Origin of the sequence: Pseudomonas sp. NFR02, assembly GCF_900119375.1 — a bacterium.
Taxonomy (GTDB): Bacteria; Pseudomonadota; Gammaproteobacteria; order Pseudomonadales; family Pseudomonadaceae; genus Aquipseudomonas; species Aquipseudomonas paracarnis.
In genome coordinates this window covers 158,820-170,710 of record NZ_FPJJ01000005.1, presented here as the reverse complement: position 1 = coordinate 170,710, position 11,891 = coordinate 158,820, and the positions used below count along the sequence as shown (strand labels likewise).

The following is an 11,891-nucleotide window of genomic DNA, read 5'->3' as shown; positions in this document are numbered from 1 at the left end:
GAGACACGCCATGTACCAACACTTTATCGAAGGCCTGCAACGCCTGGGCCGCGCACTGATGCTGCCGATTGCGATCCTGCCAATCGCCGGCTTGCTGCTGCGCCTGGGCGACACCGACTTGCTCAACATCGCGGTGATGCACGATGCCGGGCAGGCGATCTTCGCCAACCTGGCGCTGATCTTCGCCATCGGCATCGCCGTGGGTTTTGCTCGCGACAACAACGGCACCGCCGGCCTGGCCGGGGCGATTGGCTACCTGGTGATGATCTCCACACTCAAGGTGATGGACACGTCCATCAACATGGGCATGCTCGCCGGTATCGCCAGCGGCCTGATGGCGGGCGCGCTGTATAACCGCTTCAAAGACATCAAGCTGCCGGAGTACCTGGCGTTCTTTGGCGGACGACGCTTTGTACCGATTGTCACCGGCTTTTCGGCGGTGGGCCTGGGCGTAATCTTTGGCCTGATCTGGCCGCCGATCCAGCACGGCATCAACAGCTTCGGCGTATTGCTGATGGAAAGCGGCAGTCTGGGTGCGTTCGTATTCGGCGTATTCAACCGCCTGCTGATCGTCACTGGCTTGCACCACATCCTCAACAATATGGCGTGGTTCGTGTTCGGCACGTTTACCGACCCGACAACCGGCGCGGTGGTGACCGGCGACCTGACCCGCTACTTCGCCGGCGACCCGAAAGGCGGCCAGTTCATGACCGGTATGTTCCCGGTGATGCTGTTCGGCCTGCCGGCGGCGTGCCTGGCGATGTACCGCAACGCGTTGCCGGAGCGGCGCAAGGTCATGGGCGGGATCTTCCTGTCGATGGCGCTGACCTCGTTCCTGACCGGGGTGACCGAGCCGATTGAATTCGCCTTCATGTTCCTCGCACCGTTCCTCTACTTGCTGCATGCGCTGCTGACCGGCCTGTCGATGGCCGTGACCAATATGCTGAATATCCACCTCGGCTTTACCTTCTCCGGTGGTTTTATCGACATGGTGCTGGGCTGGGGCAAGTCCACCAATGGCTGGCTGGTGGTACCGGTGGGCTTGGCTTACTCGGTGATCTACTACGCGGTATTCAGCTACTGCATCCGCCGCTTCAACCTGAAGACACCGGGCCGGGAAGATATCCAGGTGGTGCAGGCCGAAGCGATGAGTGACAACCAGCGTGCGACGGCTTATATCCAGGCGTTGGGTGGTGCGCAGAACCTGCTCAGTGTCGGCGCTTGCACTACGCGCCTGCGCTTGGACATGGTGGATCGCAACAAGGCGGTGGATGCTGAACTGAAAGCGCTGGGTGCCATGGCTGTAGTGCGCCCGGGTAACGGCGGCAGTTTGCAGGTGGTGGTTGGGCCGATGGCCGATAGCATTGCTGATGAGATTCGCTTGGCGATGCCGGGGTTTGTTGCCGCAACGCCTGTAGCGGTTGCGCCTGTGGATAAGCCGGTGGCGGTGAATGTACACGAGGCCGAAAAGTGGCTGAATGCCCTGGGTGGCCGAGAGAATGTGCGCCAACTGGAAGCGGTAGCGATGACCCGGTTGCGGGTGGAGTTGGGGGATGATTCGGTGCTGTCTGAAGCGGACCTCACTGCGCTGGGTTGCAAGGGTGTGAGCCAGCTGGATAGCGGGGTTTGGCACTTGTTGATTGGTGACAAGGCTTTAGGTTTGGGTGAGGCTTTGGAGCGGTTGGTTACCCGCCCTATCAACGCCTGACCGATCGTTCCCACGCTCTGCGTGGGAATGCCGCCCCGGACGCTCTGCGTCCCGCCCTGCGCAAGGGTGACGCTGAGCGTCACAGGATGCATTCCCACGCGGAGCGTGGGAACGATCAGTTAGCCGTGGCTGTTGACACTTCGTGAAGATCCCGCACCCGATCCACCATCAACTGGATCCCTTCCACCATCCGATGAATCCCCAGCACTGCATCACGCAGGGGGCCGTCGACATCAAAAGCCAGTTGACCCGCCAGTGCCTGCACGGATGCCAGGTCTTGACCGATCGTTCCCACGCTCTGCGTGGGAATGCCGCCCCGGACGCTCTGCGTCCCGCCCTGCGCAAGGGTGACGCTGAGCGTCACAGGATGCATTCCCACGCGGAGCGTGGGAACGATCAGTTAGCCGTGGCTGCTGACACTTCGTGAAGATCCAGCACCCGATCCACCATCAACTGGATCCCTTCCACCATCCGATGAATCCCCAGCACTGCATCACGCAGGGGGCCGTCGACATCAAAAGCCAGTTGACCCGCCAGTGCCTGCACGGATGCCAGGTCTTGGGAGGCGTTGGCGAGCAGGGTTTCGCTGTTCAGGTTGGTTAGGATGGTGAAGATTTGGTCGGTGGGCTGGGAATCAGATGGGGGATTTGGGCTGTCTTTGATCATGGTAAACCTCTGGTGTGAAGTAAGAACTACCAGCATCACTTGCAGATGATGGGTGGCAGCTGTGTGCGGGCCTGCAAGACCGAGAATCACCAGCAAGTCTCGGTAGACCCGAAGGTCTCCCGCACACAGCCGCCATAAATGGCGACCATGAAAAAGCGCCGCAATTATAAAGGCGCTTGTGACTAACTGGTGAGGTTTCGGCGGGCTTGCAGTCCCGGTCGCTGAATTGGCAGCGACTGACGAAGGTTAGTGGTACCCGTTCCGAGGGACAACCTGAAAGGCTTGTCGGAAAGTTCTGAGGCGCCTGCACCGGCGCCATCGCAGGCAAGCCAGCTCCCACAGTGGGTTGATGCATGACAGGACAACACGATCAAACTGTAAGAGCCGGGCTTGCCCGCGATGAGGCCTTCACAGCCAACAAAAAACCCGCTGACCAAACTGGCCCAGCGGGTTTCTTGTTTATGCAGCCAGCCGATCAAAAATCCGCCAACCGCCACACCTCATACGCCGGTGTCTCATACGGGTGACTGAGTTTCAAAGCAGCCACGACAGCCGCAATCAACTCATCCGCCACCACCAGCTCAACCTTCCACTCTTCAACCACTTCAACCTGGCCGACCTGCCCGATAAACGGCTGGCTGCCGTCCAACGCGCGGAATTGGCCCTGGCCCAGCACTTGCCAGGCGCAGCTGTCGTAGTCGCCGATGCGCCCGCCGCCGGCTGCGAAGACGGCGGTTTTTACCGTCTCCACATGGCTGTCGGGTACGAAGAAGGCGAGCTTGTACACGGCCTTAGTTCACCCACACGCGAGCGTTGCGGAACATGCGCATCCAGGCGCCGTCTTCGTTCCACTCTTCCGGGCGCCACGAGTTTTGCACGGCGCGGAACACGCGCTCCGGGTGCGGCATCATGATGGTCACGCGGCCGTCGCGGCTGGTAAGGCCGGTGATCCCGCGCGGCGAGCCGTTCGGGTTGGCCGGGTAGCTCTCGGTGACCTTGCCGTGGTTGTCGACGAAACGCAGGGCCACGGTGCCGGACAGGTCGGCTTCAAGCAGCGCTTCTTCGCTGCTGAATTCGGCGTGGCCTTCACCGTGGGCGATGGCGATTGGCATACGCGAACCGGCCATGCCCTGCAGGAAGATCGAGTTGGACTCCTGCACCTGCACCATGGCGACACGGGCTTCGAACTGCTCGGAACGGTTACGCACAAAGTGCGGCCAGAACTCGCTGCCCGGGATCAGTTCGCTGAGGTTGGACATCATCTGGCAACCGTTGCACACACCCAGGGTGAAGCTGTCGTTGCGTTCGAAGAAGCCCTGGAACGCATCGCGGGCACGGCTGTTGAACAGGGCCGACTTGGCCCAGCCTTCACCGGCACCCAGCACGTCGCCGTAGGAGAAACCACCGCAGGCCACCAGGCCTTTGAACTCATTGAGGTCAACGCGACCAGCGAGGATATCGCTCATGTGCACGTCGATCGCATTGAAGCCGGCGCGGTCGAACGCCGCCGCCATTTCCACCTGACCGTTGACGCCTTGCTCACGCAGTACGGCAACCTGTGGGCGAATGCCCTTCTTGATGTAAAACGCTGCGATGTCCTGGTTGACATCGAAGCTGAGCATGGTGCTCAGGCCCGGGTTGTCTTCTTCCAGGATCACGTCGAATTCCTGCTCAGCGCAGTCGGCGTTGTCGCGCAGACGCTGGATCTGATAGCTGGTCTCGGCCCACTGGCGTTGCAGCAAACGACGCTGACCGGTAAAGACCGTGTCGCCGTTGAAGGAGATATTGACTTCGCCGTTGTTGATCGGCTGGCCAATCACCGCCACGCACTCGGCCAGGCCAGCGGCGCTGAACTGCGCGAGCACGTCTGGGGTAGCGTCCTGGCGCACCTGGATCACCGCACCCAACTCTTCGTTGAACAGGATGCCGTTGATTTCGGCAGCATCCTCGGCAACGCTGTCGAGCACGATGTTCAAGCCGCAGTGACCGGCGAAGGCCATTTCGACAACGCTGGTCAGCAAACCACCGTCGGAACGGTCGTGGTAAGCCAACAGGTGGCCGTCGGCGTTCAGGCCCTGGATCACGGCGAAGAAGGCCTTGAGGTCTTCGGCGTCGTCGACGTCCGGGGCCTGCTTGCCGAGCTTGCCGTGGGTTTGCGCCAGGATCGAGGCGCCCATGCGGTTCTGGCCACGGCCCAGGTCGATCAGGATCAGGTCGGTGGTGCCCTTGTCCATGCGCAGTTGCGGGGTCAGGGTCTGGCGGATGTCGGTGACCGGCGCGAAACCGGTAACGATCAACGACAGCGGCGACGTGACGCTCTTGTCGGTGCCGTCTTCGTTCCAACGGGTGGCCATGGACATGGAGTCCTTGCCCACCGGAATGGTGATACCCAGTTCCGGGCACAGCTCCATGCCGACGGCTTTAACCGTGTCGTACAGGCGTGCATCTTCACCCGGGTGACCGGCAGCGGACATCCAGTTGGCCGACAGCTTGATGTCGGACAGCTTGCCGATACGCGAGGCGGCGATGTTGGTGAGGGTTTCACCAATGGCCATGCGGCCCGACGCCGGTGCGTCCAGCAGGGCCAGCGGCGTGCGCTCGCCCATGGCCATGGCTTCACCGGTGTACACGTCGAAGCTGGTGGCGGTGACGGCAACGTCGGCCACCGGCACCTGCCATGGGCCGACCATTTGGTCACGGGCAACCAGGCCGGTGATGGTGCGGTCGCCGATGGTGATCAGGAAGCTTTTGCTCGCCACGGCCGGATGGTGCAGCACGCGTTCGATGCTGTTGGCCAGGTCCAGCGTGCTTGGGTCGAAATCATCGCCCAGTTCAGCTTCACGGTTGGCCGAACGGTGCATGCGCGGGGCCTTGCCCAGCAGCACTTCCAACGGCATGTCCACGGGGCTGTTGCCGAAGTGGCTGTCGGTGACGGTCAGTTGCGGCTCGGCAGTGGCTTCGCCGACCACGGCAAACGGGCAACGCTCGCGTTCGCAGATGGCCTGGAAGCGTGCGAAGTCTTCAGGACCGACGGCCAGTACGTAGCGTTCCTGGGATTCGTTACTCCAGATTTCGTGCGGGGCCATGCCCGGCTCGTCGTTTGGAATGTTGCGCAGCTCGAAACGGCCACCACGGTCGCCATCGTTGACCAGTTCCGGGAAGGCGTTGGACAAACCGCCAGCGCCGACGTCGTGGATGAAGCTGATCGGGTTCTTGTCACCCAACTGCCAGCAACGGTCGATGACTTCCTGGCAACGGCGTTCCATCTCAGGGTTTTCGCGCTGTACGGAAGCAAAGTCCAGATCTGCCGAGCTGGTGCCGGTGGCCATGGAAGAGGCCGCACCGCCGCCCAGGCCGATCAGCATCGCCGGGCCGCCGAGCACGATCAGCTTGGAGCCGACCAGAATCTCGCCTTTCTTGACGTGTTCTTCACGGATGTTGCCCATGCCGCCGGCCAACATGATCGGCTTGTGGTAGCCGCGCACTTCATCGCCACGCGGGGTGGTGATGGACTGCTCGAAGGTCCGGAAGTAGCCGGTGAGCGCTGGGCGCCCGAATTCGTTGTTGAACGCGGCGCCGCCCAGCGGGCCTTCGATCATGATGTCCAGCGCCGTGACGATGCGCTCAGGCTTGCCATACGGCACTTCCCACGGCTGTTCAAAGCCCGGGATCTGCAGGTTGGACACGGTGAAACCGGTGAGGCCCGCCTTGGGCTTGGCACCACGACCGGTGGCGCCTTCGTCACGGATTTCGCCGCCCGAACCGGTGGCTGCGCCCGGGAACGGGGCAATCGCGGTCGGGTGGTTGTGGGTTTCAACCTTCATCAGGATGTGCACCGGCTCCTGCACCGCGCCGTATTGGCGGGTTTCCGGGTCCGGGAAGAAGCGACCGGCGACGGAGCCGACGATGACCGAGGCGTTGTCCTTATAAGCCGACAGAACGCCTTCGCTGTGCATCACGTAGGTGTTCTTGATCATGCCGAACAGGCTTTTTTCCTGGCTTTGGCCGTCGATGTCCCAACTGGCGTTGAAGATCTTGTGACGGCAGTGCTCGGAGTTGGCCTGGGCGAACATCATCAGTTCGATGTCGTGGGGGTTGCGCTTCAAGCCGGTGAAGGCGTTGACCAGATAGTCGATCTCGTCTTCGGCCAGGGCCAGGCCCAGTTCGGTGTTGGCCTTCTCGAGGGCGGCGCGGCCACCGCCGAGCACGTCAATCGCGGTGAGCGGCTTGGGTTCGGCATGGCTGAACAGGCCGGCAGCCTGTTCCAGCTGGCTGACGATGATCTGGGTCATGCGGTCGTGCAGGCTGCTGGCGATCAGCTCGGCCTCGGCGTCGCTGAACTGCCCGGCGACGTAGAAGGCGATCCCACGCTCCAGGCGCTGGATTTTGTCCAGGCCGCAGTTGCGGGCGATGTCGCTGGCCTTGCTCGACCAGGGCGAGATGGTGCCGAACCGTGGCAGAACCAGGAACAAGCGGCCAGTCGGCTCTTGAACGGGAACGCTTGGGCCGTACTTCAGAAGGCGTGCCAGCACTTGCTGTTCGTCGGCGGTCAAGACGCCGGTTACGTCGGCGAAGTGAGCAAATTCAGCGTACAGGCCTGTAACAGCTGGAACCTTCTGGCTCAGTTGCTCAAGGAGTTTGCTGTGGCGAAAGGCAGAAAGGGCAGGAGCGCCGCGCAGGATCAACATCTTCGGGACAGCCTCGGGAAGGGGTGTGCTTTGAGGCCGTGCATTCTAGCGTAAACCTTCGCCAACGGCACCCGAAACGCTACCGGTGGCCGCCGCCGAACGTCAGTTGGCACGCTTTGCCTGCGATCACGGCGTGATGCAGGGCATTGGGCGCAGTTATTTTAACCGTCACAATCGCTCGCCAAGCCCCGTTTCTGCGGGCTGCAGCACAGTTTTACGCTGGCTAGCAGACAAGTGCGCCGCTGTCGAGATATGGCGCCGTGAGCCGTTTGCGTATACTGCGCAGATGTTCTTCCCAACTGTTTCGCGCCTGCGATGCGTCAAATGGCTCATCGCCACCTTGCTCTTCCTGATGCTCAGTGCCTGTGTTGATAAACCCAGCACACTGGAGCGAATCAAGGAGGATGGCGTATTGCGGGTGGTCACTCGCAACAGTCCCGCTACGTATTTCCAGGATCGCAACGGTGAGACCGGCTTCGAATACGAACTGGTCAAGCGCTTTGCCGACGACCTGGGGGTGAAGTTGGAAATCGAGACGGCCGACAACCTCGACGACCTGTTCAGCCGGCTGGGCAAACCCAATGGCCCGGTACTCGCCGCCGCCGGCCTGGTGAGCAGCGACCAGCGCCAGCAGCAGGTGCGCTTCTCCCACCCGTACCTTGAAGTCACCCCACAGATTATCTACCGCAACGGCCAATCGCGTCCCACCAATGCCGCCGACTTGGTGGGCAAGAAGATCATGGTGCTCAAGGGCAGCACCCACGTTGAACAACTGGCGGCGCTGAAAAAACAGAACCCGGCGATTGAATACGAAGAATCCGATGCCGTTGAGGTGGTGGATTTGCTGCGCATGGTCGACGAAGGGCAAATCGACCTGACCCTGGTGGACTCCAACGAAGTGGCCATGAACCAGGTGTACTTCCCCAACGTGCGCGTGGCCTTCGACCTCGGCAATGCCAGCAATCAAAGCTGGGCCGTGGCAGCAGGCGACGACAACAGCCTGCTCAACGAGATCAACAGTTACCTGGACAAGGTCGAGAAGAATGGCACCTTGCAACGCCTGAAGGACCGCTACTACGGGCACGTCGATGTACTCGGCTATGTCGGCGCCTATACCTTTGCCCAGCACCTGCAACAACGCCTGCCCAAGTATGAGAAACACTTTCGTGCGTATGCCAAGGCCGAGAAAGTCGATTGGCGGCTGCTGGCAGCCATTGGTTATCAGGAATCGCTGTGGCAACCCACGGTCACCTCCAAGACCGGCGTGCGCGGCCTGATGATGCTGACCCAGAACACCGCGCAAGCCATGGGCGTGTCCAACCGCCTGGACCCCAAGCAGAGCATCATGGGCGGCGCCAAGTACCTGGCCAGAATCAAGGATGAGCTGGACGACAAGATCGCCGAGCCCGACCGCACCTGGTTCGCCCTCGCCGCCTATAACGTGGGCACCGGCCACCTGGACGACGCACGCATCCTGGCGAAAAAAGAAGGCCTGAACCCGAACAAGTGGCTGGACGTGAAGAAGATGCTGCCACGCCTGTCGCAGAAGCAGTGGTACAGCAAGACCCGCTACGGCTACGCCCGCGGCGGCGAGCCGGTACATTTTGTGGCGAACATCCGGCGTTACTACGACATCCTCACCTGGGTGACCCAGCCGCAGCTGGAAGGTAACCAGGTGGTGGAAGGCAACCTGCATGTGCCGGGCGTGGACAAGACCAAGCCACCGCAAGACACCCCACAGTTATAAAAGCACCACATACCTCATGTGGGAGCGGGCTTGCTCGCGAAGGCGGTGGATCAGTCAATACATGTGCTGACTGACACACCGCCTTCGCGAGCAAGCCCGCTCCCACATTTGGATCTTCACTTGGCTTAGAGGCCGGTGAGCAGGTGGAGCACGCCGCCCGGCAGTACCATCACGGCGGGTATACCCGCGGCCTTCAACGCCGACTCATCCAAACGCCCCGCCTCGCGCAATTGCACGCGCACCCGCGTGAGTGCCACGCGCTGCTGTGACGTCACGTTACCCTCCCCGCCCAATGCACTCACCACATCGGCCGACAACAGGCTCGGCGTCGTCGGCGTGACCGTCTCGGCCACCAAATCAGGCGTCAGGGCTTTCCAGAACGCCCGCTGCAATTTCTCGAACATGCTCAGTGCTCCATGACAGGTGAGGTTTCAACGGTGGCCGCGTGGTACAGGCGCAGGGCCTCGCGCACTTGGTCGGCTTCTTCCAGGCCCAGCACTTGGCGGGCAATGATCTGGCAGTCGTGCAGGTCCAACTCGCGCACGGTGGCCTTGATGGTGGGGATCAGCGGCACGCTGACCGACAGCTCATCCACGCCCAGGCCGATCAACACCGGCACCGCCAGGGTTTCGGACGCCAGCGCACCACATACGCCCACCCACTTGCCGTGGGCATGGGCCGCCTTGACGGTCATGTCGATCAGCCGCAGCACCGCCGGATGAAAACTGTCGGCCTGGCTGGCCAGGCGCGGGTGATCGCGGTCCATGGCCAGGGTGTATTGGGTGAGGTCGTTGGTGCCGATGGAGAAGAAATCCACATGGGGCGCAAACACATCCGCCATCAACGCCGCACTCGGCACTTCGATCATGATGCCCAGCTTGGGGAGTTCACTCAGGCCAAGCGTCTGCGCTTCCTCATCAAGCATTTTGCGCGCCAGATGCAGCTCCGACAGCAGGCTGACCATTGGCAACATGATATGCAGCCGCGCCAAGCCTGCACTGGCAAGAATCGCACGCAACTGTTCACGCAGCAGTTCGGGGCGTTCCAGGCACAGGCGGATACCGCGCAGGCCAAGGAATGGGTTGGTCTCGTTTTCCATCGGCACATAGGCCAAGGGTTTATCGCCGCCCACATCCAAGGTACGTACCACCAGATTACGCTCGGTGCCGAGGGCGCGGGCGATGGCGCTGTAGGTGTCGGCCTGCTCCTCTGCGCTCGGTGCACGGTTGCGTTCCAGGTAGAGGAACTCCGAACGCAGCAGACCCACGCCTTCACCGCCCAGGGTCAGTGACTGTTCCACTTCCTGCAATGAGGCGACGTTGGCTGTGACCTCGATGTGGTGACCGTCGCGGGTGACCGCCGCCTGTGAGGCCTGTGCCACTTCACGCTGCAGCCGTAGCTTTTGCTGTTGACGAACCGCCTGCAGTTGCTCGATTTCAGCCAGGTTCGGCTCCAGCTGCAGCTCGCCTTTGTCGGCGTTGAGCAGTACCCGCTTGCCGTTGGCCAAGGCCAATACTTGACTGGGTACACCGCAAAGGGATGGCAGGCCGAGGGCCCGGGCGAGGATGGCCACGTGGCTGGTAGCACCACCGGCGACCGTGACGAAGCCCAGCACTTTGCTGGTATCCAGGCCGGCTGTTTGTGAGGGGGTCAGTTGTTCGGCGACCAGAATGGCGCACTCCGGCAGCTCCATGGAGCGCTCCGACACCCCCAGGATCAACTTGAGCACCCGCTGGCCGACATCGGCCAAATCCGCCGCACGCTCAGCCAGCAGCGTTTTACCCAAGCCTTCGAAGAGCCTGGCGGTCGCCACCGTGGCCGTATTCCAGGCAAAGGCCGCGCTCTTGCCTTCGGCCAGCAGGCTATGGGCTTGTTCAAGCAAGGTCGGGTCTTCGAGCAGTTCCTGGTGGGCGCGGAAGATCTCGGCCTGGGCGCTGCCGGCCGCCTTGGCCTGCAACGCTTGCAGCGCCTCGTTTGCCGCCCGCAGGCCACGGGCCAATGCGGTACGTTCGAAGGTTTCTCCGGCACCGGCTTCGGGAATCTCAAGCGCCGGTTCAGCCACTTGGACAACCTGGCCGAACGCCGAGCCCGGCGACGCACAGACGCCTCGCAACACGGACGCCGAAGACGCAGGCGTAGCGGGCTCGTTGATCGCCTCGACCGTTACCGGCAGCGTCTCGCCACAGCCGTCGAGCAACAACGCCACCAGCGCCTGGATCGCCGCCTCGGCATCTTCCCCCGCCGCGCTCACTTGCACGCTGTCGCCCTGGGAGGTCTGCAGCGCCATGATCGCCACAAGCGACTTGGCATTGGCGCTCAGGGTTTGCTTGTGCAGGAAAATGCTGGAACTGAACCCCTTCGCCGCCTGGGCAAACACCGCCGCAGGGCGGGCGTGCAGGCCGCTGGCATTGGGCAGTGTCACTGGCTTGGAAAACAGCGCATTGCCCTCTTCCTCGTCCACCTCAGCGGGCATCGGCCCCGGTGAGACCTGCACCAGAGGCTGGCCGGACTCGACCAGCGCTTGACCGGCCACCAATGGCACAAACGGCTCGCCGCTCACAATGAGCATCAAGGTCAGCAGGCTGCGTGCATTGAGCGCCACATAATCGGCATCGAACTCGATCAGCGGCTGCCCGGCCTCCACCCGCTGGCCCTCCTCGACCAGCCGGGTGAAGCCCTGGCCCGCCAGGTTCACGGTGTCCAGGCCAATATGCAGCAATATCTGCACACCGTTATCGGCGGTGACGCTGACGGCGTGGCCGCTGTCCTGAATGTTGCTGACCACCCCGGCCAACGGCGCGCAGAGGGTCTGCGAAGTGGGGTCGATGCACAGGCCATCGCCAATCACGCGGCCGGAAAATACCGGGTCGGGGACCTGATCCAGCGCCAGCAAAACCCCGGACAAGGGTGCCAGCAGTTCCAGGGGTTGAGATGTGGTCATGACTTCACCTGTTTGTGTTGTTCTTTAAAAATCATTGAGTCGATGCAAGGTTGAGGATGACGAAGATCAAAGGTGGCAGCGGGCTTGCTCGCGAAAGCGGTGTATCAGGCGACACATTCATTGACTGACCTACTGCATTCG

At 62.0% G+C, this 11,891-nt stretch carries 8 protein-coding genes; 2 read left to right on the top strand and 6 right to left on the bottom strand.

Annotation, left to right across the window (positions count from 1 at the left end):
- Positions 1-10 precede the first annotated feature (10 nt).
- A complete protein-coding gene (gene nagE / locus BT199_RS16760; protein WP_072435077.1) occupies positions 11-1,708 on the top strand; it encodes an N-acetylglucosamine-specific PTS transporter subunit IIBC in 1,698 nt (565 codons plus the stop codon).
- Positions 1,709-1,823: 115 nt separating this feature from the next.
- On the opposite strand, the gene BT199_RS16755 is transcribed toward nagE, so the two are convergent.
- The 4 genes from BT199_RS16755 to purL all read right to left on the bottom strand — a co-directional run bounded on the left by BT199_RS16755 (position 1,824) and on the right by purL (position 7,062).
- A complete protein-coding gene (locus BT199_RS16755; RefSeq protein WP_371914266.1) occupies positions 1,824-2,018 on the bottom strand; it encodes a DUF6124 family protein in 195 nt (64 codons plus the stop codon).
- A gap of 86 nt (positions 2,019-2,104) precedes the next feature.
- On the bottom strand, positions 2,105-2,374 hold the full coding sequence (locus BT199_RS16750; RefSeq protein WP_020301367.1) for a DUF6124 family protein: 270 nt from the start codon (positions 2,372-2,374) through the stop codon (positions 2,105-2,107).
- 475 nt (positions 2,375-2,849) lie between these two features.
- Entirely contained in the window at positions 2,850-3,161 is a 312-nt protein-coding gene (locus tag BT199_RS16745) for a YqfO family protein (RefSeq protein WP_072435073.1), read from the bottom strand.
- 4 nt (positions 3,162-3,165) lie between these two features.
- Positions 3,166-7,062, bottom strand: coding sequence for a phosphoribosylformylglycinamidine synthase (gene purL, locus BT199_RS16740; RefSeq protein WP_072435071.1), 3,897 nt, complete (start codon positions 7,060-7,062; stop codon positions 3,166-3,168).
- A gap of 286 nt (positions 7,063-7,348) precedes the next feature.
- Between purL and mltF the strand changes: the two genes are divergently transcribed.
- Positions 7,349-8,809 carry a membrane-bound lytic murein transglycosylase MltF gene (mltF, locus tag BT199_RS16735; protein ID WP_072435069.1) on the top strand — a complete coding sequence of 487 codons (1,461 nt, stop codon included), beginning with the start codon at positions 7,349-7,351 and terminating at the stop codon, positions 8,807-8,809.
- Positions 8,810-8,934: 125 nt separating this feature from the next.
- Here mltF and BT199_RS16730 read toward each other — a convergent pair whose 3' ends face one another.
- Together BT199_RS16730 and ptsP are read right to left on the bottom strand one after the other, a co-directional pair.
- Positions 8,935-9,213: a PTS sugar transporter subunit IIB gene (locus BT199_RS16730; protein ID WP_060768040.1), complete on the bottom strand. Its 279-nt coding sequence runs from the start codon at positions 9,211-9,213 to the stop codon at positions 8,935-8,937.
- A 2-nt stretch (positions 9,214-9,215) separates the two neighbouring features.
- Positions 9,216-11,750, bottom strand: coding sequence for a phosphoenolpyruvate--protein phosphotransferase (ptsP, locus tag BT199_RS16725; RefSeq protein ID WP_072435068.1), 2,535 nt, complete (start codon positions 11,748-11,750; stop codon positions 9,216-9,218).
- Between the last annotated feature and the right edge of the window lie 141 nt (positions 11,751-11,891).